This window comes from Nocardia sp. CA-107356, from assembly GCF_050946365.1.
Classification (GTDB): domain Bacteria; phylum Actinomycetota; class Actinomycetes; order Mycobacteriales; family Mycobacteriaceae; genus Nocardia.
This window is the reverse complement of the sequence record NZ_CP191992.1, coordinates 9565897-9589765: the sequence shown is the minus strand read 5'-3', so window position 1 is coordinate 9589765 and position 23869 is coordinate 9565897. Positions and strand designations below refer to the sequence as shown.

General features: G+C 67.0%; 23 protein-coding genes. 11 read left to right on the top strand and 12 right to left on the bottom strand.

What is annotated here, in order from left to right:
• Positions 1-4: 4 nt before the first annotated feature.
• Positions 5-241 (bottom strand): DUF2530 domain-containing protein, encoded by a 237-nt coding sequence (locus ACQP1G_RS43070; RefSeq protein ID WP_433196027.1) that lies wholly within the window; start codon positions 239-241, stop codon positions 5-7.
• A gap of 143 nt (positions 242-384) precedes the next feature.
• Here ACQP1G_RS43070 and ACQP1G_RS43065 point away from each other — a divergent pair, with 143 nt between their 5' ends.
• Positions 385-822: a MarR family winged helix-turn-helix transcriptional regulator gene (locus ACQP1G_RS43065; protein ID WP_433196025.1), complete on the top strand. Its 438-nt coding sequence runs from the start codon at positions 385-387 to the stop codon at positions 820-822.
• Between the two features lie 37 nt (positions 823-859).
• Here the strand turns inward: ACQP1G_RS43065 and ACQP1G_RS43060 are convergent, their stop codons facing one another.
• From ACQP1G_RS43060 to ACQP1G_RS43050, 3 genes are all read right to left on the bottom strand, one after another.
• Entirely contained in the window at positions 860-1288 is a 429-nt protein-coding gene (locus ACQP1G_RS43060) for a YccF domain-containing protein (protein WP_433196023.1), read from the bottom strand.
• A 94-nt stretch (positions 1289-1382) separates the two neighbouring features.
• Positions 1383-2588 carry a GNAT family N-acetyltransferase gene (locus ACQP1G_RS43055; protein WP_433196021.1) on the bottom strand — a complete coding sequence of 402 codons (1206 nt, stop codon included), beginning with the start codon at positions 2586-2588 and terminating at the stop codon, positions 1383-1385.
• Positions 2589-3015: 427 nt separating this feature from the next.
• Positions 3016-3600: a helix-turn-helix domain-containing protein gene (locus tag ACQP1G_RS43050; protein WP_433196019.1), complete on the bottom strand. Its 585-nt coding sequence runs from the start codon at positions 3598-3600 to the stop codon at positions 3016-3018.
• A gap of 87 nt (positions 3601-3687) precedes the next feature.
• Here ACQP1G_RS43050 and ACQP1G_RS43045 point away from each other — a divergent pair, with 87 nt between their 5' ends.
• From ACQP1G_RS43045 to ACQP1G_RS43025, 5 genes are all read left to right on the top strand, one after another.
• Positions 3688-4314 (top strand): SAM-dependent methyltransferase, encoded by a 627-nt coding sequence (locus ACQP1G_RS43045; protein ID WP_433196017.1) that lies wholly within the window; start codon positions 3688-3690, stop codon positions 4312-4314.
• Between the two features lie 22 nt (positions 4315-4336).
• Complete coding sequence (locus tag ACQP1G_RS43040) at positions 4337-4831, top strand: DinB family protein (RefSeq protein WP_433196015.1); 495 nt, start codon at positions 4337-4339, stop codon at positions 4829-4831.
• Between the two features lie 27 nt (positions 4832-4858).
• A complete protein-coding gene (locus ACQP1G_RS43035) occupies positions 4859-5884 on the top strand; it encodes an alpha/beta fold hydrolase (RefSeq protein WP_433196013.1) in 1026 nt (341 codons plus the stop codon).
• Between the two features lie 576 nt (positions 5885-6460).
• Positions 6461-7264 carry a TrmH family RNA methyltransferase gene (locus ACQP1G_RS43030; protein ID WP_433196011.1) on the top strand — a complete coding sequence of 268 codons (804 nt, stop codon included), beginning with the start codon at positions 6461-6463 and terminating at the stop codon, positions 7262-7264.
• A gap of 10 nt (positions 7265-7274) precedes the next feature.
• Complete coding sequence (locus ACQP1G_RS43025) at positions 7275-7586, top strand: DUF2537 domain-containing protein (RefSeq protein ID WP_433196009.1); 312 nt, start codon at positions 7275-7277, stop codon at positions 7584-7586.
• 3 nt (positions 7587-7589) lie between these two features.
• Here ACQP1G_RS43025 and ACQP1G_RS43020 read toward each other — a convergent pair whose 3' ends face one another.
• The 3 genes from ACQP1G_RS43020 to serC all read right to left on the bottom strand — a co-directional run bounded on the left by ACQP1G_RS43020 (position 7590) and on the right by serC (position 11248).
• Positions 7590-8336: a DUF6928 family protein gene (locus ACQP1G_RS43020; RefSeq protein WP_433196007.1), complete on the bottom strand. Its 747-nt coding sequence runs from the start codon at positions 8334-8336 to the stop codon at positions 7590-7592.
• Positions 8337-8783: 447 nt separating this feature from the next.
• On the bottom strand, positions 8784-9923 hold the full coding sequence (sepH, locus tag ACQP1G_RS43015; RefSeq protein WP_433196005.1) for a septation protein SepH: 1140 nt from the start codon (positions 9921-9923) through the stop codon (positions 8784-8786).
• A 200-nt stretch (positions 9924-10123) separates the two neighbouring features.
• On the bottom strand, positions 10124-11248 hold the full coding sequence (serC, locus tag ACQP1G_RS43010) for a phosphoserine transaminase (protein WP_433196003.1): 1125 nt from the start codon (positions 11246-11248) through the stop codon (positions 10124-10126).
• A gap of 64 nt (positions 11249-11312) precedes the next feature.
• Between serC and ACQP1G_RS43005 the strand changes: the two genes are divergently transcribed.
• Positions 11313-11957 (top strand): hypothetical protein, encoded by a 645-nt coding sequence (locus ACQP1G_RS43005; protein WP_433196001.1) that lies wholly within the window; start codon positions 11313-11315, stop codon positions 11955-11957.
• Positions 11958-12014: 57 nt separating this feature from the next.
• On the opposite strand, the gene ACQP1G_RS43000 is transcribed toward ACQP1G_RS43005, so the two are convergent.
• The 4 genes from ACQP1G_RS43000 to ACQP1G_RS42985 all read right to left on the bottom strand — a co-directional run bounded on the left by ACQP1G_RS43000 (position 12015) and on the right by ACQP1G_RS42985 (position 18279).
• Positions 12015-12605 (bottom strand): GTP-binding protein, encoded by a 591-nt coding sequence (locus ACQP1G_RS43000; protein ID WP_433195999.1) that lies wholly within the window; start codon positions 12603-12605, stop codon positions 12015-12017.
• Entirely contained in the window at positions 12602-15298 is a 2697-nt protein-coding gene (locus ACQP1G_RS42995) for an ATP-binding protein (protein ID WP_433195997.1), read from the bottom strand. Before ACQP1G_RS42995 ends, ACQP1G_RS43000 begins: the two co-directional genes overlap by 4 nt.
• A 258-nt stretch (positions 15299-15556) precedes the next feature.
• Entirely contained in the window at positions 15557-16402 is an 846-nt protein-coding gene (locus ACQP1G_RS42990) for a polysaccharide deacetylase family protein (RefSeq protein WP_433195995.1), read from the bottom strand.
• 728 nt (positions 16403-17130) lie between these two features.
• On the bottom strand, positions 17131-18279 hold the full coding sequence (locus ACQP1G_RS42985; RefSeq protein WP_433195993.1) for a citrate synthase 2: 1149 nt from the start codon (positions 18277-18279) through the stop codon (positions 17131-17133).
• Between the two features lie 275 nt (positions 18280-18554).
• Here ACQP1G_RS42985 and pdxH point away from each other — a divergent pair, with 275 nt between their 5' ends.
• From pdxH to ACQP1G_RS42965, 4 genes are all read left to right on the top strand, one after another.
• On the top strand, positions 18555-19211 hold the full coding sequence (gene pdxH, locus ACQP1G_RS42980; RefSeq protein WP_433209314.1) for a pyridoxamine 5'-phosphate oxidase: 657 nt from the start codon (positions 18555-18557) through the stop codon (positions 19209-19211).
• A gap of 55 nt (positions 19212-19266) precedes the next feature.
• Positions 19267-20568 carry an MFS transporter gene (locus tag ACQP1G_RS42975; RefSeq protein ID WP_433195991.1) on the top strand — a complete coding sequence of 434 codons (1302 nt, stop codon included), beginning with the start codon at positions 19267-19269 and terminating at the stop codon, positions 20566-20568.
• 138 nt (positions 20569-20706) lie between these two features.
• On the top strand, positions 20707-22008 hold the full coding sequence (locus ACQP1G_RS42970) for a citrate synthase (protein ID WP_433195989.1): 1302 nt from the start codon (positions 20707-20709) through the stop codon (positions 22006-22008).
• Between the two features lie 45 nt (positions 22009-22053).
• The gene (locus ACQP1G_RS42965) at positions 22054-22413 is read left to right on the top strand and encodes an FKBP-type peptidyl-prolyl cis-trans isomerase (RefSeq protein WP_433195987.1); all 360 of its coding nucleotides are present in this window, start codon (positions 22054-22056) and stop codon (positions 22411-22413) included.
• A gap of 154 nt (positions 22414-22567) precedes the next feature.
• Here ACQP1G_RS42965 and ACQP1G_RS42960 read toward each other — a convergent pair whose 3' ends face one another.
• Positions 22568-23740 carry a hypothetical protein gene (locus ACQP1G_RS42960; protein WP_433195985.1) on the bottom strand — a complete coding sequence of 391 codons (1173 nt, stop codon included), beginning with the start codon at positions 23738-23740 and terminating at the stop codon, positions 22568-22570.
• Between the last annotated feature and the right edge of the window lie 129 nt (positions 23741-23869).

The following is a 23869-nucleotide window of genomic DNA, read 5'->3' as shown; positions in this document are numbered from 1 at the left end:
CGACTTATAGCCCGGTCTGCGCGCCCTTGTCGCCGCGGCGGGCGCCGCGGCGCTGGATCGCGAAGATCGTATAGCCGAGCAACCCCACCGCGACTCCCATCAGACACACCGGGCGCGCCGATTCCCAACGGTCGCTGGTCCACACCACGACGGTGGCGATCAGCCAGAGGGTGCTGCCGACCGCGAGGACCGGCCGAGGATCGGTGAAGCGCGGCGGTATCTGCGGGACATTCCGGGTCACAGCTCCGCCTCGCTGGCGCTCGGCTCCGCTGCGACCCAGCGGGGTGCTGTGTCTTTGGTTCCCTCGCTGCGCTCGATCACAATCACAGCGTAGCCGCGGGAACAGGCGTCCACCGGCCAGCGTGTCCCGTATCGTTCTGCTCTGTGACCACGCCATCGGATGTTCGAGCTCTCGCTGGTGAGCTGTCGCTCGCGGTGGTGCGCTTGACGCGACATCTGCGGGGACGGCGCGCTGACGCGCAGATTTCGCTGACGCAGCTCTCCGCACTTGCCACCCTGCATCGGGAAGGTGCGATGACGCCGGGCGCCCTGGCGGCCAAGGAACGCGTACAGCCACCGTCGATGACGCGCGTGATCGCCTCGCTCAGCGATCTGGAACTGGTTGAGCGCAAACCGCACCCGACCGACGGACGCCAGATCATCGTCTCGCTCTCGGACGCGGGCCGCGCGTTGATCGCCGATGAGACCAGCGCCCGCGAGGCCTGGATGACCGAACAGCTGTCCACCCTGACCGACGATCAGCTGGTCGTGCTGACCCGCGCCGTCGGCATCATGAAGCAGCTGGTCACCGACTCGGAGTAGATGCTTCGATGAACCGGACCCCGGCAGTGCGGGGCCGCTAGCGAGGTACGTACCCGCCGCGTGCGTACTGCGCGCCGAACGGCTGATCGCTGTCGACGATCTCGCGCCCGAGCGGGAACAGCGAGACCGGGATGAGCTTGAGGTTTGCCCAGCCGAACGGGATGCCGATGATCGAGATGAACAGCGGGATGCTGGTGAGCAGGTGCCCGAGCGCCAACCACCAACCGGCGACGAGGAACCAGATGATGTTGCCGATCATCGACCCCACACCGGCGGACGGCTTTTCGACCGTGGTCCGCCCGAATGGCCACAGCACATAGGCCGCGATCCGGAACGACGCGATACCCCATGGGATCGTGATGATCAGGATGCAGCAGATGATGCCCGCCAGGATGTAGCCGAGAGCCATCCAGAACCCGACGAATACTAGCCACAGGACATTGAGCACCAGCTGAATCGGCTTCATAACTCCAGCATGCCAGCCCACCGCGTATCCGGGCATCACTCCCGAGTACGACGGTGGGCTCAGGGACAACCCCGATCCGGAGAATCAGCCCAGCTCAGAAGAACCAGCCCAGTACCGCGTCCCGCTCCGCGCCGAACGCCTCGTCGAGTGCGCGCAGCTGACCGGCATCCTTGGCCTGCAACCGGTTGGCTCCCGCGAAGACGCGCGCCGGATACGCACCCAGGTACATGCTGGCGAGCACGTCGATCCCGAGTTCGAAGTCGGCCGCCCGGGTGGTCGGTGCGCATTCGGCGATACCGTCGCGCACCGTGAGTTCGACAGTGCCGCCCGCATCCCGGAACGGATCCTGTACCGCGAGTACAACATTCAGATCGCGCAGGTACGAACGTGCCATCAGCGCGGCGGGAACGTCCATCAGCCGCAACCACAATCCGTCGTAACGTGCCTGCGTGCGCACCAGCCGGAGATCGGTGAGCAGATACGGGAGCGGATCGTGATCGGTGAGCACCGCCTCGACGTGGCTGCACAGCTCCAAACCGAATAGCGCCCGCCACAACGCGATATGCGCATCCGGGGTCACCGCGCGCATCTCCTCGACCACCGCGGTCATGCTGCGCTCGCGGCGGTTGTACCGGTACAGCGCGTACCCGTCCGGGTGCAGGAACGCGAAAAGTTCGGTGCTTCCGTTACGGAAGGCGGGCGAATCGGCGAGGTCCATTTGCCAGCGGGCCTCGGGACGACGCTGTGCGCCGGGTACCAACCGGCGCCACCGGTCGTAGATCGCGCGTATCGGCTCGCCCGCATCCGCCATGGTGCTGAGCACCACGCCGCCCGGGTCGGGTGCGGACGGTAGGAATTCGACGAACCGCCGATCGATCGAGACCGCGTTCTCGCGAATCGTCGGCCCATATCCGAATCGGCCGTAGATGGCGCCCTGACTCGCGGTGAAAATGGTCAGCGCGAGCCCGGCCGCCTCGGTGCGCCGATGCTGCTCGGTATAGATGGCCCGCAGAATCCCGCGCCGCCGGTGGGTCGGCGCGACGCCGACCCCGGCAATGCCGCAGACCTCGACCGTGCGCTCGCCGGGCACCGTCAGCGTCATCCGGGTGGACCTGGCATGTCCGATGACGCGCCTGTCGTCGATGGCGACGATCGCCTCCTCCATCGGAAAGACCTGCGCCCGCAGGTCCGCATACGCCTCTTCGGTACGTGTGCCGAACGACGTATCGCCGAGCAACTGGATGGCCGCCACATCGTCCTGGGTGGCCGACCGAATGGTGATGCCGGGTATCAGCGTCATCCCTCGACCATCGCACGCCGCCCACCGACCCGCATTCGAATTACTGGGCTCGCACCGGATCCGCGCCCGCTCGGATCGGCCGGTGCCCGGCCCGTACAGCCGGTCGACGACGTCGACCTGCGTGCATACCGGGCGTGATCCCAGCGAGTGCATCAGATTGCGACAGTTGGATAGCCGTCTCGTTCGGCGGTGCTCCGGTCTCGCTCGAACAGCGCTGTCACACAGTGCCACAGCCCTGTCGACCCATCCTTCGGCGTGGGGCGACGAATTGAATTTCGGTCACCCTGGTCGGCCAGTTCGCCGCGCGGGCGAACAGATTTCATCCACGATGAACGCCGAGGGGGTGGGTTGGCGCTGGCGGTGGTCCGGTTGCTGCGCGAACCGCGGGGACCGAAGTAGTGATGCAGTGGTGATCGGTCTCGCGAAATCACGACCGATGCGGGTCGGCGCGTACGTGCGCACGCGTCCCCTGCGTACCGAACAGGATGAGCAGCTCGACCGCGCCGCCGTCGGCGCTGCCCAGCCAGTGCGGCAGGGACGTGTCGAACTCGGCGGCCTCACCGGGCGGCAGTGTCAGGTCGCGCTCGCCGAGCACGAGCCGTAGGCGGCCGTTCAGCACGTACAGCCATTCGAAACCGTCGTGCGTCTGCGGCGTCGGTTCGAGCGGTTCCGGCCGGGCGGGGATGATCATCTTGAACGCCTGCGTCCCGCCTGGCCGCCGGGACAGCGGGACGAAGATCATCCCGAACCGCCGGATCGGCTTCAGGTGTATCCGGGGATCGCCCGTGCGCGGAGCACCGACGAGGTCGTCCAATGGAACGTCGTAGGTGCGAGCCAGCGGCAGCAGTAACTCCAGGGTCGCCCGGCGCTGCCCACTCTCCAGCCGGGACAGGGTGCTCTCCGAGACCCCGGTCGTGGCCGCGAGATCGGCGAGGGTGATGCCGCGGTCGCGCCGCAGCGCACGCAGCCGCGGCCCTACCGCGTCGAGCACATCTTCGGTTCCGCGATCCACGAGACCATCTTGCCAGAACCGCAAGATTTCGTGCCAAATCGTGGTGGGTCCAGCAACACTGGCCGCATCACGACAGAAGGAGCCTCGATGAGCACCACCGATGCGGTCGCGTTCTGGAACGGCGTATACGCGACCCGGCCGGCAGCCACCGACCCGCCGCGGAACGACCGCCTCGCCGAGACGGTCCGGTACCTGCCACCCGGCGACGCGATGGACCTCGGCTGCGGCGACGGTGGCGACGCGCTGTGGCTCGCCCGCCGGGGGTGGTGTGTCACCGCCGTCGACATCTCGGCCGTGGCGGTCGATCGGCTTGTGGCCCTTGCCCGTTCACACGGCCTGGGCGACCGGGTCACCGCCGAGCGGCATGATCTGCGCGAGTCGTTCCCGCAGGGCGCGTTCGACCTGATCTGCGCCCACTACCTGCACACCCCCTTCGACCTGGATCGGGCAACTGTCCTGTGCGTGGCCGCGCATGCCCTGCGCCCGGGTGGGCGGCTGCTGGTCGTCGACCACGGCTCGACCGCGCCGTGGTCGTGGAATCAGGATCCCCACCTCCGGTACCCGACCCCACGGGAGCTCGCCGCCGATCTCGAGCTGGACCCGGCGACCTGGATGGTCGAGCGTGCCGACGCACCCCGCCGGATCGCCACCGGACCGGGCGGGCGCACCGCCGAGGTCACCGACCATGTCCTGCTCATCCGCCGCGCGGCTTGACCCGGCGACGAAGGAGATCACGATGCCCACCGCCACCCGCCGCCCCCGCCGCCGCGATACCCCGCCGCCCCGGACCGGAAGCAGCGAGACCGAGGTCCTACGCGGCTTTCTCGACTACCTGCGGGCCTCGATCGCCGCGAAGGTTGATGGTGCTCCCGAACCACAGGTCCGAACGGCCGCGGTGCCGTCGGGTACGAACCTGCTCGGCCTGCTGACTCACCTCACATTCGTCGAGCGCGCCATATTTCTGGGGGACAAGGTCACCGACTGGCAGACGACGTTCCAGGCCGCACCGGCCGACAGCGTGGCCAACGTCGTCGCCCGCTATCGGCAGACGGTCGAGCGCGCGAACGAAGTTCTCGACGGGTGCACCGACCTCGGCGCACCGGTGCCGCGGCCGGGAGGTTCCGCCCCCAGCTTGCGCTGGGCACTCACCCACCTCATCGAAGAGACCGGCCGCCACGCCGGTCACGCGGACATCCTCCGCGAGCTGATCGACGGCGCGACCGGCCGCTGACTTCACCATCTCCCAGAACAGGACATCATGATCCCCGCACCACGGCCGCCGCGACGCGCCCTGCGATACGCCCGGGCGGTGGCGGCCGCCACGCTCGCCTTCCTGCTCATGATCGGCACCGCGGCCTGCTCCACACCGACCACGGATCACGTTCCCCCGTATGCTGCGGCCACCCGGGACGACCCCCGGTTCCAGGGCACCTTCCGGCACGAGTTCGCCGATGTCGACGGCGTGCGGATGCACTATGTGACCGGCGGCAGCGGCTCGCCGGTAGTGCTGCTGCACGGCTGGCCGCAGACCTGGTTCGGCTGGTTGCCGATCATGCCGGCACTCGCCGCGCATCACACCGTCTACGCCGTCGATCTCCCCGGGCTCGGCGACAGCACCGGCTCTCCGACCGGTTACGACAAGGCCACGCTGGCGCGGTACGTGCACACCCTGATCGCCGATCGGCTCGGGGTGCGTGACGCCGGTGTCGTCGGGCACGATCTCGGCGCCGCGGTGGCGTTCGAGTACGCCGCGCGCTTCCCCGCCGACACCGCGCGTCTCGGTTACCTCGACCTGCCGCTACCCGGGCCGGCGATCGACGCGTCCACCTACCGCGCACTGAGCTGGCATATCGCCTTCCATTCCCAGCGACGGGTCCCCGAGATGCTGGTCGGCGACCACGTCCGCGAGTACCTGGCACAGTTCTATCCCCAGGTATCGTTCGGCGGTACCGCGTTCGGCGGCACCTCGGATCGATCCCCGTTCACCGCCGCCGAGATCGACGAGTACGCACGGACCTACCGCCGGCCCCAGGCGTTGTCAGGCGGCTTCGAGCTCTACCGCGCCCTCGACCAGGACGTCCGCGATACCGTCGCGGCAGCACCGGTACAGGTGCCGACCCTGCTCATGACCGCCCAGGGCCAGCTCGACGCGATCCGGGCGACCGTGGCGCCGCGCATCACCGACATCGTGCGCGCGGTCGACGTACCGAATGCCGGACACTGGCTCGTCGAGGAGAATCCCCAGTTCGTCACTGCGGAACTGCTGCACTTCCTCGACGGATGACACCAGCGTGGTGTAGGGCGCCCGCCGGCGACATCGAGACACGGCGTATGTCAGGCGGCGTCGAGAGCAGGCATGTGGGTCCAGTGGCGTAAGGAGTCGCGCCGAAGGTCCAACGACGTTTGGCTAGATGTCTTGCACGGCAGCGTATTTCGAGCGAATCAGATGGATCACTGTCCGATTCGCCCAATTCGACCTGGAGGATCACACTGCCCGCCGACAGCTATCGGGTCGGGAGCATCGGCCGGAAATCCGGTGCCAAGGAGTCGGCGTGACTCTTCCCGCGAACGGACGAGGCCCGCTGCGACGCGATTCAGAACGTCCGGCGAGCGGCACACCGGTCGAACGTGACTTCGGCCAGGTCCTCGAGGACCCCGGCTACCGGTTGCTGGAGGGCTTTGTCCGCACAGTCCGTCTGCCGACCCGGTGCTCGCTTCCGGTTCATGCTGCCGACCACGCGGCCGCAGCCGGAAATGTCGACCCTGCAGGCCGTTTTGGTGTCGGAGATCTCGGCGACGGGTGTCCATTGAGGATGGATCCGGTTGTGGCGGGCAGCGGTCGGCGCGGCAGGATGATGTGGTGGCCGAAGTGATCGATATCGATGATCCCGCTGACCCGCGGGTTGCTGACTTTCGCGACCTCAAGTCGGCTGATCGGCGGCCGGATCTGCCGGGGCGCAAGGGGCTGGTGATCGCGGAAGGGGTGGTGGTCGTCCAGCGGATGCTGGATTCTCGGTTTCGGCCGGATGCGCTGTTCGGGGTGGAGAAGCGGCGCACCGAACTCGCGGCAGATCTGTTGGGTATCGACGTGCCGTACTACCGGACGTCCGCCGAGGTGATGGCGGCGGTGGTCGGGTTCCATCTCAATCGTGGGGTGCTCGCGGTGGCGCGCAGGCCCGCGGAGTTGAGTGTGGACGAAGTCGTCGAGCAGGCCAGGACGGTGGCGGTGCTGGAGGGGGTGAACGATCACGAGAACCTCGGCTCGATGTTCCGCAATGCGGCGGGACTCGGCGTCGAGGCGATCCTGTTCGGTGATCGGTGCGCCGATCCGTTGTACCGGCGGGCGGTGCGGGTGTCGATGGGACATGTGCTGCGGGTGCCGTTCGCGCAACTGCCACAGTGGCCGGGTGGGTTGGATATGTTGCGGAACAAGGGTTTCCAGATCATCGCGCTGACCCCGGACCCCGCGGCCGTGAACCTGGCGACGGCGATGACGGGGGACCGGGTGGCGTTGCTGCTGGGGGCGGAGGGCCCCGGTTTGACCGAGGAAGCCATGCGAGCCACCGATATTCGGGCGCGCATCCCGATGTCACCGGGCACCGATTCGCTCAATGTGGCGACCGCGGCCGCGATGGCGTTCTATGAACGAGTGAGGACGTCATGAGGGGGAGGTCGTGAGCTATTTCCCGAACGGGGCGTACCGCCCCTATCAGCCCTATCGCGATCCGACTCCGTGGGCCGCCGGGCTCACCGTCGCAACCATGGTGGCATTGTTGACGGCCGTCGCGGTCTACGCCTTCGGCTCGGCACTGGCACAGGTACATCCGTTGCTCGCGGTCCTGGTCAACCTGGTCGCCGTCGGTGGCGCCGCGCCCACCGCCTGGCGCTGGCGCCTGGCGCCGGTAACCCGCTGGGTCATCGGCGGCGGCACGGCCGGAGTGTTGCTCGGCTGGCTGGTCCTGATCATCGACGGACTGTCGGGCTAGACCTCAGGAGACGCGGTCTTTGCCGCGCAACCAGTTGAGCAGGCCGCGTCGGGGTTTCATATGACCGTTCTTCAGCTCATCCATCGGCATCAGGTCGGCGGGGTCGGGGGCGTGGCCCTTCGGATAGAGGGTGAATCCGCAGACCGCGATATCGCGAGGGATCAGCGCGCCGTCCGGGGCGGGGGCGCGATAGTGGAAGCCGAGCCATTCGTTATTGGCGGCGTCGGCGAAATCGGGTGGTTCGAAGGGCAGGGTCTGGGGGTCGGGCAGTTCTCCGGCCCGCCATCGCACTGGATGATCACCCGCCCAATACGAACGCTCCCACACCAGCGGCAGGCCCTCGTCTTCCAGGATGTTCACCCGTGTCGAACTGAACGAGCGCCGGAATTCACCACGTTCCCAATGCGCGAACGCGCCCCAGCCGTGATTGGCGTCGAACGCGACCAGATAGGTGTGCTCCGAGGCCAGCGGGCGGACCAGCAACTCCGGTAGCGCCGTAGGATGCGCCCGCGCCGCCTGCGTCGAGCAGACCACGGTGACCCCGGGATAGCAACCGATGTACACCTCGTCGGCATCCGGCCCCGCGCAACCGCCCAGCGTGCCGACCATGATGGGCAGCACGTCCCGGTCCCCGTGCAGCTGTTTCGCCAGTGCGAGTGCGGCATCCGGATCCGGATCGTGGTTCGCGCGGAGTACCGCCAACGGATCCTGTGCGTCGACGTACCAGAGAGACGAAGCCTTGGACAGCATTTCCGGCACCTCCCGATGGTTGCACCAAACAGCTCCGCGAACTTTGAGCAACCCACGGCGTCCTCGACCGACTTCCCACTACCGTGAACCGCCCGACGTCGACAAACCGAGTCGACGACACACCGAAAAATCTACCCGCTCTGCCGCGTCGGCGATGGACCTTCCGCCTCCGAACACGCCAGCGGGCCCCAGAAATTCGCAGCAAACAATTAGCTGGCAGCCTGCCGATCAAGATCGGGTGGAACCGGCGGTGGGGTCTTCTCAACGGATGCCGCCACCAGTGCCACCTGATCTTGATCGGCAGCTGAGGCAGGTGGCGACTGATCCTGATCGGATACGGAAGGCGGACGGCGGCCGACCTCGAGCGATACCTACGGGGCGCCGAATGCGTCCGCCTTGGACCACCTGCTGGACCCGGACCCGAAACCCGGCTCGCTGGAACCTAACTCAGTGGCCCGAGCTGCGAACTCCGAGCAGCACGTCTTCCCAAGACGGCATCGGCGCCTTGCCTCGCTTGTTCCGCGCCGTCTTCGCAGGCGCTGCCTTGGTCTTCGGCGCTTCTTCCGGGGTGGCGGGCTTCGCCGAGGCGGCGGGCTTGGCCGGAGTCGCGGGCGTGGATGGGGCGGTGCCCGCACCGGTTGTCGGGGCCGGCGGCGCGCCACCGGCGGCAGGGGCCGTGTTCGTCCCCGCGGCGGCCGCAGCGGAACCACCCGCGGCCGGAATGGCATTCGTGCTCGCGGCGGCCGGAATCGCGGCGGCTCCACCGCCGGCACTCACCGACGCACCATTACCACCCGCGGCGACGGAACGCTGCTCGTAGTACTCGTCCAACGTCGGCTGGCTGCGCGCCGTCGTGCGCGCCGGTGCCGCCGCGGTCTCGCGCGCCGGACGCGTCTCGACCGGACGGGTCTCCACGGGCCGAGTCTCTACCGGCGGTTCGGGCGCGACGGGCGCCTCGATCTCGGCCTGCGGCGGGAGGATGGTCGCGAGACCGCGTAGGGCACGGCCGAAGTCGGGATCGATCAGATCCGAGGCCGGATCATCGAGCGGGGAGACCGAACCGCCGTGCGCGTCGGGCTGATAGCGCCAATGCGCGGCGATCTCCGAACGGCCGTTCTGCCACTGCAATTGGGCGACCCAGAAGCCCTTTTCGTCCTTCCAGGCATCCCACTCGGCGTTCTCGAGGGTGTGCCCGCGTTCGGTGAAGGCGGCGGTGACGATATCGATGAGGATTTCCACGGCCGGACCGTCGGCGCGTACCGGATGCGCCTTCTGCGCTAGTTCGGCGGCGCGGGCCCGTTCCAGCAGCACGGGATAGGCGAACCGTTCGACCCGGCTCAGCGGCATCCCGGATTCCGCGGTGACCTGTTCTACGGATGCCCCGGCGCGGATACGAGCTTGAATATCGCGGGGACGCATAGTTGCTTCCATCTCGATCTCAATCTGGCCGAATCGGGCAAGGTCTCCGCGTGCTGCGGCTCGAAGCTTGTCGTCGGCGGGAAGCCGGTACTTGTTGCCGGTCTCGGTGTCGATACACACGATGTGCGTGGAGTCGGGCGTCACCCCGATCACTCGAAGTTCACGCACCGTTACCTCCTTATCGCGTCGGCTCGCGACACCGCCCACTTTCCGAAACAGTAGTGCACTACTGATGATCTCGAGGCGAGACACGCGGGGCGGAAATGTGCGAAAGACCCTCCGCGCCCCGCTAGTCTGCTCTATTCGACACGCCGCACCCTAAGATGCGGCGTGTTGAAAGTGGGCGTGTCGCAATAGCCGAGCTCGAATTACCCCAGTTTTTCGACAACCCAGTCGATGCTACGCGTCAGCTGCGAAACGTCCTCGGGGTCGATGGCCGGGAACATGCCGACACGCAGTTGGTTGCGGCCGAGCTTGCGGTAGGGCTCGGTGTCGACGATTCCGTTGGCGCGCAGGACCTTCGCCACCGCGGCCGCATCGACCGAATCGGCGAAGTCGATGGTGCCGACGACCTGCGAGCGGTGCGCCGGATCCGCGACGTACGGGGTGGCGAAGGAACTCGACTCGGCCCAGGAGTACAGCCGCGACGACGAATCCAGCGTCCGCTTGACCGCCCAGTCCAGTCCGCCGTTGCCGTTGAGCCATTCGATCTGGTCGGCGAAAAGCAGCAGGGTGCCCAGTGCGGGGGTGTTGTAGGTCTGGTCCTTGGTGCTGTTGTCGATCGCGATCGGCAGCGAAAGGAATTCGGGGGTCCAGCGACCCGAGGCCTTGATCTCCTCGACCCGAGCCAGTGCGGCCGGGCTCATCAGCGCGACCCACAGACCGCCGTCGGAGGCGAAGCACTTCTGCGGGGCGAAGTAGTAGACGTCGGCGTCGGTGATGTTCACCGGCAGACCGCCCGCACCGGAGGTGGCGTCGATGGCGATCAGCGCGTTTTCCGAACCCGCCGGACGCTGCACCGGGATCGAGACGCCGGTGGAGGTTTCGTTGTGCGCCCAGCCGATCAGGTCGGCCGAAGGATCCGAGACCGGCTCGGGTGCACTGCCCGGCTCCGAGGAGACCACGATCGGATCGCCGATGAACGGGTTGCCCTTGGCCACCGCGGCGAACTTCGAACTGAACTCACCATTGGTCAGGTGCAGCGAGCGCTCGCGGATCAGACCGAAGGCGGCGGCATCCCAGAACGCCGTGGTGCCACCGTTGCCGAGTACCACCTCGTAGCCGTCGGGCAGCGCGAAGAGTTCACGCAGGCCCTTGCGCACGCGCGCGACCACGTCCTTGACCGGCTTCTGCCGGTGGCTGGTTCCGAATACCGAGGCGCCGACGGAAACCAGAGACTGCAACTGCTCCGGGCGCACCTTGGAGGGGCCACAGCCGAACCGTCCGTCGGCGGGCTTGAGATCGTCGGGAATGGTCGGGAACTCAGCGGTCATGGCCAACAGGGTAGTCGGTGGTATTGCTGTGACTCTGACCACACTCCGGCTAACGTTGACGCCCATGAACCTGGCGTCGGCTAACTCGGGGTGGCTACTGCGCAGTCGGGGGTCACGGAACTTCGCGCTACGCGCGGGCACGTTATCGGATGGGCAGCGGCGGGAGTTGCTCATGCGCGGCGCGGCCGGGTCGGCGACGATCCTCGGCGTGCGGGCCTGCCGCGGTGAACCCGGACACGTTTTCTGGGTCCGCGTGCAGGTGGATGGTGCGCTGCCGTACGAAACCCGGGTCCGGCAATGGATGCGCGCGCAAGACCTGGAGTGGATGCAACCCGGGGATGTGATCTGCTGCCGCGTCGATCCCGGCGACCGGGACCGGCTGGTCCTCTATGTGCCCGATATCGAGGAAACCGGCCGGACGAGCATTTCCAAGATCCTCTCCGACGGCCGTCGCGCCGATGCCATCGTGCTGGCCGCCGCGCCGGTGGCGGCCGATTACGCCGGTCGCGACGATCCGGTGCTGCGCCTGGACCTCGAACTACACGCCTGGGACGAGGCGAAACCGTGGCGTGTGCGCCTGATCCAGCCGGTCCCGCTGGCCGCTATCGGTCTCGTCGATCTGGGGCAGCACCTCGAGGTCGCCTTCTTCGCTGTCGACCGCGGCGAATCCGTTGCCGTCGACTGGCTCGCCTCCCTCGGCGAGGACTAGCGCGTCCAGGCCGGTCGAATGGCGGCTCGGTGCTCATGCCGAGCCGCCCCTCGACGGTTAGCTCTTCGCCTTCACCCGGGCCAGGGCGTGGCCGGTGAGCGCGATGAGTGCGGTTTTGGCGGACTCCCGGTCTCTGGCGTCGATCATCATCACCGGGACGTCGTCGGAGAGCGAGAGCGCGTCCCGGATGGCCTCTTCGGGGAATTTGGGGGCGCCTTCGAATTCGTTCACCGCGACCAGGAACGGCAGACCGAGTTCCTCGAAATAGTCGACCGCGGCGAAACTTTCGTCCACCCGGCGGGTATCGACCAGCAGGATCGCGCCGATCGCGCCGAGGCTGAGGTCGTCCCACATGAACCAGAACCGGTGCTGGCCAGGGGTGCCGAATAGGTAGAGCACCAGATCGTCGGACAGGGTGATCCGGCCGAAGTCCATGGCCACCGTGGTGGTCGTCTTATCCGGGACCGCCGTGGTGTCGTCGATTTCGGAGCTCAGATCGGTCATCAGCGCTTCGGTGCGCAGCGGAACGATATCCGAAACCGCTCCGACCAGTGTAGTTTTACCGACCCCCATCTCGCCGGCTATCACGATTTTCGCCGAGACCGCGCGGGACGTGGCTTCGGGTGGTGCTTGTTCAGGTGCGGTCATCGAACATCCTCGGCTGCAAGGGGTTTCAACTTACCAGTGGCTCTTCCGTCACGTACCCCCCGCTGATACTGGTTCAATCCTGTGCGGATCGTTTCCGGGTTGCGGCGCGTGCTCGCCGCGGATTCCGTTGCCGCCGACCCCGATTCGGCCCCACCCGGCACCAACTGATTCCCTGGATCTCGTTTCGGTAGCCCGGATCTCGTCCTTTCCGTGATCGGCGGATCCGCCGCCCGCTCTGCCGCGGACCAGCCTGCATCCGCCGCCGAATGCCAATTCGTCAAAACCGGTAGCTCCCCTGTAGTCGGATCCGCCAACCACGCCGACATCATTCCAGCGAAAATCGGCGTCGCCGCTTCCCCCTCAGTGTGCTGCGCCGACCCGTTCGAAGTCGATTCGGCGGACTCCGCCGAATCCCCATCTTCGGATTGGAAGAACGAGGTCGCCTTGGCCACACGCTCCTGCGGCCCGGTCGGGGGACCCGAATCGGCGACGCCAGCGGACGGCGGTGCAGTAGCCGCGGTTGTGCCCGGCGTCTTCGCGGCCCCACCCGCTTTGCGTCGACCCTTGCGATTGACGCCCGGAACCCGTTTCGGCAGACCATAACTGGTGATCACCGGCGGTGCGGCGGGCGCATCGTCGGCGGGCTCCGTCGGTTTGGGCAGGGCCGAGGGCGGCGCACCGATCCGCCGTGCCGCAGGGGCGGCCTTGGCAACCGGCGTATCCGCCTTGGCCGCGGGCTTGGCGATACCCGCGCCTGCCTCGGCCGAAGCCTTGGTGCCGAGGGCGTCCCGATGCACCGGAATCACCGGCTTCAGTGTCGCCGGATCATCCGGATCTTGTGACGGCACCTCGATCAGCGCGGGCGGAATGTGCAGGCTCGCGGTGATTCCCGGACTGAGCGCACGATCGTGGGTCCGCCGCAGTCGAACCGTGATGCCGTGCCGCTCGGCGAGTTTGCCGACCACGAACATGCCCATCTGCCTGGTCGTCGCGACAGTGACAGCGGCCGGTGTCGCCAATCGCTTGTTGATCTCGGTCAGTTCGGCCGCCACGATGCCGATGCCCTCGTCGATGACCTCGACCAGCAGGCCACCCTCAGAGGTTCGGCTGTAGGAGAACGTGACATCGCTATCGGGCGGTGAGGCCCGCAGCGCGTTCTCCAACATCTCCGCGATCAGGTGCACCACGTCGGTGGCCGCGATGCCCGCGACCCAACCATCGGGTGTCGCACCGGATTTGACGCGCTGATAGTCCTCCACCTCGGAGACCGCGGCGCGCAGGATATCGCGCACCTCGACCGGCCCGGACCGATCGTGGCGCGACCGCGTTCCGGCCAGCACCAGCAGGTTGGCGCTGTTGCGGCGCATGCGCGCGGCCAGGTGGTCGAGGCGGAACAGGTGGCCGAGCCGTTCGGGATCCTTCTCCTCGAATTCGAGCGTCTCGATCATGCTGAGCTGGCGATCCACCAGCGTCTGGTTGCGCCGAGCCATCGTCTCGAACATGTCGTTGACCTGATCGCGGAGCAGTTGCTGCTGTGCGGCGAGTTTGAGCGCCTGCGCGTGCAAACCATCAACGGTGCGGGCGATTTCGCCGATCTCCTCACCGGTGTGCACCGGCACCGGTTTGACCGCGATGTCCTCGAGCTGGGCGCCGAGCATGATCCGCTCGACCTCGTTCGGCAGGTCCTGCTCGGCGAGTTCGGCCGCGCCCGCCCGTAGCCGGCGCAGCGGTCGCAGCAGCGAGTGTGCGACCAGCAGTGCCAAGCCGAGCGCCGCGACCACCGTCGCGAGCACCACCAGTGAGGCCTGTACGGCCGCCGACCGGGCCGCCGCGACCTTATCGTCGACGTCGCTGATCACGCCCTGCACGATCTGGCGGGTCAATCCGGTGAAGACATCGCGGGATTCGATGGCCATGCGCCGCAGCTCGAACAGGTCCACGATGTGGGTGCGGATTCCCACCTCGATCATGTCCTTGAGCACGATGTTATTGGGGCGCACCACCCGATCGAGATCGGCCTTGGCAGCGGGCATCGCCCGCTCGACCGCATCGGTGGTGGCCAGGAATCGGCCCTGCGCGGTGTGGAAACCCTCGGCCTGCGTCGGCTGCTGGATCGCCTGCACCGCCGCCATCAGCCAGTTGAAGCCCTCGACCTTGCCGACGAGCACATCGGAGAGCTGCGCCTTCGCGACCACGACCGAGCCGACCCGGATCGGCGTGAGCAACTTGTCCACGGTGCCGATCGCATCGACGACGATCGCGTTGTTCAATTCGACGGCCCGCACCGGATCACCGCCGCCCTTGCCGCCCGAGCGGATGACCTCGCTGGTCGCGGTCATCTGCTTGAGCGCCCTGGCGACCGTCGCATCGATGCCCTTGCGTCCGGCGCGCACGGTGGCTTCGGTAATAGCCGTTGACAATTCGACCAGGTCCTGGTCGGTAGTGGTGCCATAAACCTGGCCGCCCGCGACCGTGGAGGCGGCGGATTCGAGCGCGGTGATCGTCGGAATATCGGCGATCCGATCGGCCGCTCCGTCGTATTCGGAGTAGTCGTTGAAGAAGATCGTCAGGCGCAGGCCGCCCAGCAGGATGGCCGCGGCCAGCGGAAGCGCAACGGCCGCGCCCACTTTCCAGCGGACCCGCCATTGCTCGAGGTGCCGCCACCGAGTGTGCGCCAATATGCCCTGCGCCACCCTACCTACCGCCTTCCGCTCGGATCGGCCCGATCAGGTCACTTCGCGGTCGGCGAAATGCCCAGTGATCAGCCACGATCCGTCTCACCAATGTGTTGCGCCCGAACTGGTCGGGCAGGTTTGTTCATGAGCGACCGGCAGGCGGTCGGCTGACGTCGGGATAGCAGTCAGCATCGGTACCATACTGGCTCGCCGCCGAGGGCTGCGCGTTATTGGCGCGATCCTCGGGGCGTCCAGTCCATTCCGTGATCTTTGTGCTCAAAGATGGACAAAAGTGAATCCCGCCGAACGCAGCGCGGGCAGCGCCGCGGTCATCCCGGCGGCCGTCCCCGAGTTCGGCCGGTGCATATGCGCCAGCGAGATCGTGCCGGGTTCGGCGGCTTTCATCGCCTTCTGGACCTGCGCCGCGCTCGCGGTGGCGCCGTAGTCGGCGTTGATACTGAAACCGATGGGCCGCTCACCCAACTCGTTGACGATCGACACCGCGACATCGTCATAGTGTGCGGTACCCGTGCGGAAGAACCGCGGCGGTTTGCCGAGCAGGGTGGTGAGCCGTTCGTGATTGGCCCAGACCTCGTCGGCCGCCTCCTGCGGTGATCCAGTGCCCGCGATGCCGTAGGCGGCCCGGCCGGTCACCGAAAGCGGCTTATGGGCCACACCGTGATTGGCCAGCTCGAACAGCGGATTCGCCGCCAACTGCGCGGCCCGCCCCGGATTCGCGTCGATCCAACGTTTATTGAGAAAGAGCGTGGCCGGAATCTGCTGGGAGATCAGCAGATTGAGCAACACCTCGTCGATATCGTTATTGCCCGGCCCGCCGCACGCGTCGAAGGTCACCGCCATCTGCTTGCCGGTTGCCGCGAAAGTGCTTGTGATGCCGTCCATTGCCATGCCCCACTGCTGCGGCTGCGCACCCGCGTGCCGGGCGGCCACCACGGCGGCCGAATTGGCGGCCTGCTGCTGCGGGGCCTTCGGAATGGCCTGCACGTCAACGGCGTTCGCGGTTTTCGGTGGTGCGACAGTGGTCTTGTCATTGTCCGTACCGCACCCAGCGACGAAAGCCGCGGCTGCGGCACCGAACCCGATCAGCCGCCGCCGCGACATGTTCCTATCCAGCATTCCCCGTTAGCTCTCTCTCACAGCGTCCCCCGGATGCTACCGGTGTTTTCGGCCGCGCGGGCGGCTCTGTTTTTGGCGGCGCGGGCGCCGCGTGTTCGCGGCCCCCTTGGTCTCGCGTCCGAGCCGTCGAGACTCGCGCCTGCGGCGCATCGCTTCGACGACTCGGACGCGAGACGGGCCGCGAACGGGTCGCTCGTAAGACTCGCTCCGTTGGGGTTGGTGAGGTGCGGATCGTTAGCGCCCGGCGTGTACCGGCCCAGTCGTCGGGTCGAGACCTCGGTCATGCTCTTCGAGGGCTCGGGCGTGAGATGGGCCGCGAACGGGTCGCTCGTAGGACTCGCTCCGTTGGGGTTGGTGAGGTGCGGATTGTTAGCGCCCGGTGTGTGCTGGCCCAGTCGTCGGGTCGAGACCTCGGTCATGCTCTTCGAGGGCTCGGGCGTGAGATGGGCCGCGAACGGGTCGCTCGTAGGACTCGCTCCGTTGGGGTTGGTGAGGTGCGGATTGTTAGCGCCCGGTGTGTGCTGGCCCAGTCGTCGGGTCGAGACCTCGGTGCATGCGCTTTGAGGGCTCGGGCGTGAGATGGGCTGTGAACGGGTCGCTTGTGGGGCTCGCTCTGTGAGGTTGCGACGGTGGCGATAGTCGCGGTCGACTGAACACCGTGGCGGGTAATGGATTCCGGCACGGTGTTCGGGTCGCGGCTGCGCTTGTTCGACCTAGACGTGTGCGATGGTGGACCAGCCGGCGACTTCCTGCGGCTGGCGCGGGCCGGGGCCGGTGTAGATGGCGGCCGGGCGGACCAGTTTGCCCAGCTGCTTCTGCTCCAGGATGTGGGCACACCAACCGGCGGTGCGGCCGCAGGTGAACATCGCGGGCATCATATGCGCGGGAACCTCGGCGAAGTCCAGGATGACCGCGGCCCAGAATTCGACATTGGTCTCGATGGCGCGGTCCGGACGACGTTCGCGCAGCTCGGCCAGCGCAGCCTGCTCCAGCGCGGCGGCGACCTCGAAGCGTGGAGCGCCGAGGCGCTGAGCGGTGGCGCGCAGCACGCGGGCGCGCGGATCCTCGGCCCGGTACACCCGGTGGCCGAAGCCCATCAGCTTTTCCTTGCGGTCCAGGATGCCCTTGACCAAAGCGCGTGCGTTACCGGACTTTTCGACGGACTCGATCATCGGCAGCACGCGGGCCGGTGCGCCGCCGTGCAGCGGGCCGGACATCGCGCCGATCGCACCGGACAGCGACGCGGCGACATCGGCACCGGTAGAGGCGATCACGCGTGCGGTGAAGGTGGAGGCATTCATGCCGTGTTCGGCGGCGGAGACCCAGTAGGCGTCGATGGCCTCGGTGTGCCGCGGATCCGGGTCGCCCTTCCAGCGGGTCATGAACCGCTCGGTCACCGTGGTGCACTCGTCGATCTTCTTCTGCGGCACTGCGGGCTGGTAGATGCCGCGCGCGGACTGCGCGACGTAGGACAGCGCCATCACCGAGGCGCGCGCCAGATTCTCCCGCGCGGTCTCGTCGTCGATATCGAGTAGCGGCTGGTACCCCCAGATCGGGGCGAGCATGGCCAGCCCGGCCTGCACGTCGACGCGCACGTCACCGGTGTGCACCGGCAGCGGGAACGGTTCGGCGGGCGGCAGACCGCGACCGAATTCGCCGTCCACCAGCAGGGCCCACACGTCGCCGAAGGTCACCTGCGAGCCGACCAGGTCCTGGATATCGACACCGCGGTAGCGCAGCGCGCCGCCGTCCTTATCGGGTTCGGCGATATCGGTGGTGAACGCCACCACGCCTTCCAGTCCGCTGACGAAGTCGGGGGGTACGGCGGTCTGCCCATTGGGCACCGCGGGGCTGGTAGTCATGTTGTGACTCTCCTTGCACTTCGGTTTCGCATTCCGTAGCGACTGCTTTGCTGGTCGCTCGAAAAGGTCGCGAGCGACGGCTTGCTGGTCGCTCGAAAAGGCCTGTTCTCGTCGATGAGGGTGTGGCTCGCCGAGCACATGCCGATCAACAAAACCTTAGCTCCTTGCTACCGCGGAGTAACGTCTGCCCCATGCGTGACCTGGACAATTCATCTGTCGGTCAGGAAACGACCGTGACCGATCCGACCCTGCTCCCGGCGACCGATCTGGCCGCCATGCGAGTCGACTACGGCGGCATGCCGTTCGGCAGTGGCGAGGACACCGATCTGGACGAGACCTGGCTGGCCGGGGGGTGGGAGCCGCTGTTGCGACATTGGATCGAACAGGCCACCGCCGTCGGGATCGCCGAGCCGAACGCCATGGTTGTCGCCACGGTCGCGCTCACCGATGCCGGTCCGCGCCCGGTCGCCAGGACGGTGCTGTGTAAAGGCCTCTCACCCGAGGGTGTGACTTTTTACACGAATTACGACTCGGCCAAGGGCAACCAGCTGGCCGGTGTCCCGTTCGCCGCGGCGACCTTCGTCTGGCCCGTGCTCGGCCGTCAGGTCCACGTGCGCGGTCCGGTCGAGCTGGTCTCCGCCGAGACGACCGCCGTCTACTGGCGCTCCCGGCCGCGGGATTCGCAGTTGGCCGCCTGGGCCTCGCGCCAGTCGCGGCCGATCGCCTCGCGTGCCGAACTCGATCGCACGCTGGCCGAGACCACGGCCCGCTTCGCCGATGTCGACGAGATCCCGGTGCCACCGCATTGGGGCGGCTACCTGATCCGCCCCGATGAGGTGGAGTTCTGGCAGGGCCGCCGGGGTCGGCTGCACAACCGGATCCGGGTGCGCGTCAGCGCAGATGCCATGACCGTGGACCGACTACAACCCTGAATCGTGATGATCCCAACATTGTTGGGCCGCTGACCGACTCATTACGCTCCGGCCGGTGAAACTGCTCGCCGACACCACCCCGCTGCGCTATCCCGATTTCCGACGGTTGTGGACCAGCAACATCGTCACCGTGATCGGTTCGCAGCTGGCCGTGGTGGCGGTGCCGCAGCAGATCTTCCAGATCACCGGCAGCTCGGGTTACGTCGGTCTGGCCGGTCTGTTCGGCCTGATACCGCTGATCGTATTCGGTCTGTGGGGCGGTGCGCTCGCCGATGTGATGGACCGGCGCAAGCTGATGCTCATCACCAACTGCGGTACCGGCGCGACCGCGCTCGCCTTCTGGGCGCAGGCCGCGGCCGGACTCGACAACGTGTGGATCGTGCTCGGGCTCTTCGCGATGCAGCAGGCGCTGTTCGCGGTGAATCAGCCGACCCGCAGCGCCGCCATCCCGCGGCTGCTCCCCACCGAACACCTGGCCGCCGCCAGCGCGCTCAGCATGACCGTGCAGCAGATCGGCGCCATCGCCGGGCCGGTGCTCGCGGGTGTGCTGATCCCGGTCGTCGGCCTGTCCACCCTGTATCTGATCGACGCCATCGCGCTGCTCGCCACCGTCTGGGCGGTGTGGAAGCTGCCGGCCATCGCACCGGCCGGAACCGCGCGCAAGGCCGGATTCCGCACGGTCCTGGACGGTTTCACCTATCTGGCGACGCAGCGCATCCTGCTCGCCTCGTTCGTCGTCGATGTGATCGCCATGGTCTTCGGCATGCCGCGGGCGCTGTTCCCACAGATCGCACACGAAACCTTCGGTGACCCGACCACCGGCGGTGTCGCACTCGGGCTGCTGTTCGCATCCATGTCGATCGGCGCGGTGTTGGGTGGGGTGTTCTCCGGCTGGATCTCGCATGTGCGCCGCCAGGGTCTGGCGGTGGTGGTCTGCATCGCACTCTGGGGTCTGGCCATGATCGGCTTCGGTCTCGCCGTCGGACTGACCGGCCATGGCCTCGGTATCGGTGCGGGACTGTGGATCGCGCTGGCCTGTTCGGCCTTCGGCGGTGCGGTCGATATGGTCTCGGCCGCACTGCGCGTCGCCATGCTGCAGACTGTCACCACCGACGAGATGCGCGGGCGGTTGCAGGGCGTGTTCATCGTGATCGTCGCTGGCGGCCCGCGCATCGGTGATGTTGCCCACGGTTTTGCCGCGGCCAGCCTGGGTACCGCGGTCGCCGCGGCCGGCGGCGGTGTGCTGGTGGTTATCGGAGTGGTGCTGGCGGCACTGGCTTTCCCGGCATTCGTGCGTTATCGGATCGCCAGGTCGCCCTCGGTGCCGGTGTCGGACAGCGCGACAAACCTCACGTGACGGGAACGCGTTTGTGAGGTCGGCCGGTGGGCACCCTCGTTCTCGGGCCGTGCGAGCAACGACTAGCGTCTACCTGAGTGCACCGCCGTGCCGACCGCACCCCGATGCCGACGGTCCTAGCCTGAGAGGGATCCTTCCGTGCCCGAAAAACACATCAACGACGCCAAGCCGGTGCTGACGTACCCCGGCGGCGAATACGCGATGACGATCGCCGAAGCCTCCGAAGGCAATGACGGCGTCGACCTCGGCAAAATGCTGGCCAGTACCGGGTACGTGACCTACGACCCCGGTTTCATGAATACCGCCCCCACCAAGTCGGCGATCACCTATATCGACGGCGAAGCGGGCATCCTGCGCTACCGCGGCTACCCGATCGACCAGCTCGCAGAGTCCTCGACCTTCATCGAGGTCAGCTACCTGCTGATCTACGGCGAGCTGCCGACCCAGGCGCAGCTGGACGAGTTCACCGATCGGATCCGCCGCCACACCCTGCTGCACGAGGACCTCAAGCGGTTCTTCGACGGCTTCCCGCGCAACGCGCACCCGATGCCGGTGCTCTCTTCCGCGGTGAACGCGCTCTCGGCGTACTACCAGGACTCGCTCGACCCGCGCGATCCCGAACAGGTCGAGCTATCCACCATCCGACTACTGGCCAAGCTGCCCACCATCGCGGCCTACTCGTACAAGAAGTCGGTCGGTCAGCCCTTCCTCTACCCGGACAACTCGCTGAGCCTGGTGGAAAACTTCCTGCGGATGACCTTCGGCTTCCCGGCCGAACCCTATGAGGTCGACCCGGAGATCGCCGCCGCACTGGACATGCTGCTCATCCTGCACGCCGATCACGAGCAGAACTGCTCCACCTCGACCGTGCGCCTGGTCGGCTCCTCGGACGCCAACCTGTTCACCTCCGTCTCCGGCGGTATCAACGCGCTGTGGGGCCCGCTGCACGGCGGCGCCAACCAGGCCGTACTGGAAATGCTGGACGGCATCAAGGCCGACGGCGGCAACGTCAAGGAATTCATCCGCAAGGTCAAGAATAAGGAAGACGGCGTGAAGCTCATGGGCTTCGGGCACCGCGTCTACCGCAACTACGACCCGCGCGCCTCGATCGCCAAGAAGCACGCCGATGCGATCCTGTCCAAGCTCGGCGGCGATGACGAATTGTTCGATATCGCAAAGTCTCTCGAAGAGGCCGCGCTCACCGACGAGTACTTCATCTCGCGTCAGCTGTACCCGAACGTCGACTTCTACACCGGCGTCATCTACAAGGCCATGGGCTTCCCGACCCGCATGTTCACCGTGCTGTTCGCGATGGGCCGACTGCCGGGCTGGATCGCGCACTGGCGTGAAATGCACAGTGAGCCGTTGAAGATCGGCCGTCCGCGCCAGATCTACACCGGTTACGGTCACCGCGACTACCACGAGATCATCGGGCGTTAGTTTTTCCGTCCAATTTCACCGTCACCTATCAGAGGGGATAGCCGAATGACCAAGCCGGAGATCGAATTCCAGGAGGGCCCCGCGCCCACCGAGCTGGTGATCAAGGATCTCACCGTCGGTGAGGGTAAGGAAGCGGTGCCGGGCGGCATCGTCGAGGTGCACTACGTAGGCGTGGAATTCGACAGCGGCGAGGAGTTCGACTCGTCCTGGAAGCGTGGCGAGTCCATCAGCTTCCCGCTACGCGGCCTGATCCAGGGCTGGCAGGACGGCATTCCGGGCATGAAGGTCGGCGGCCGCCGCCAGCTGACCATTCCGCCGGAGCTGGCCTACGGCCCGGCCGGTGCCGGCCATCACCTCTCGGGCAAGACCCTGGTCTTCGTGATCGACCTACTGAACGTCAACTAGGCGAAACCGCTTACCGCGGCCCGTGTTCCACTTCCGTGGAGCGCGGGCCGCGGTCATTTCACCTGCCGCGCACCGATGGCTAGGTTTCTGCGTCCCCGGGACGGGGCGAGGGTTGGGTCCCGCCACCGCCGTCCCGACGGATGCCCCGTGCGACTCAGTTGCGGACGACCTCGACCGGATCGGTGAGTGCCAAGGCGAGGGTGGACTGCTGGCTGGCGCTGCGCTGAGGCAGGGCTGCCACGGCCTTATCGGTTTGGGTGCTGAGGTTGGTCACGATCTGCTGGAGCTGGGTGACGCCGCCGGTGAGTTGGCTTATGGCGCTGACCAATTGAGCGCCACCCTGGTCGGCCAGCTGGGGTAGGCCCTCGGCGAGTTCGGCACCCTTGTTCAATTGCGCACTGGCACTGCTCAATCGGTCGACCACGGTGCGTAGCAGGGTGCCGAGATCGGTGTTCGGGTCGACAGCGCCGCCGACCAGGTCGCCGAGGCCGTCGAGTTGCGATCCGGCCTGCCCCGAAACATTACGCAACCCTTCGAGTTTCGTGATGATGTCGGCAAGCCGTGGATCGCCCGCGAACGGGAGCGCGCGCAGCAGCAGCAGGATCTGGTCCAGGCCGCCGCTGACCGTGCTCGCGGTCTGCTGCACCTGTCCGATTGTGACGCCCGTCGAATCCAGCGCCGAGGCAAGCTGATTCGCCTGCGCGGCCGCGCCGGATACGGTCTGGTTCAGTATCGCGATGGCCGAAGTCAGCTGGGCCGAACCCTCTTTGGCGAAGTTGAGAAAGCCGAGCAGCTGATCCGCTCCCGAGCTGAACTGATCGGCACCGGCGGCTGCGGCATTCACCCCGGCATTGAGCAGCTGGGTGGTGAACTGCACCGAGGTCATCTGCGTACGCACCTGCGCGACCGCGGCAAGGGCGGCGTCGACTCCGGCCGCACCGACCCGATGCGTCACGGTATTCACCGCGCCGTTCACCAGGTCCGCATCGGCGCCCTTGTGCGTATCCACCGTGACCTTCGCCCGTTTCGGCTGCGCGCTGGCCAGCGTGCCCATGGATTCGGTCAGATCGGCGGGCAGGGTGATCACCGCCGCATAGTCGTCGGGATTGATGTCACCGGGTTTGCCGACGGTCCACTCGTAACCGCCGCCCTCCTGCTGCAGACCCTGTGCGATGCGAGCACCAGTTGGCCCGGTATCGGCGTTCACCAATGCGATACCGCTCGGTGAACTCGATGATCGGGTGCAAGCGGTGACGGCGCTCCCGAGCGCCCCGGCGATGAGAACGGCAACGGCGAGCAGGGCCCAGCGGGCGCGATTTCCGATCACGACTGCGCCTCGCTGGCGCTCGGCTCCGCCGTGACCGGCGATGCTGTGTCTTTGGTTCCTTCGCTACGCTCAGTCACACCTGCAGACCCTAGAGGTCCGCAGTGGCCTCATAACTGGCCCAACTGTGAG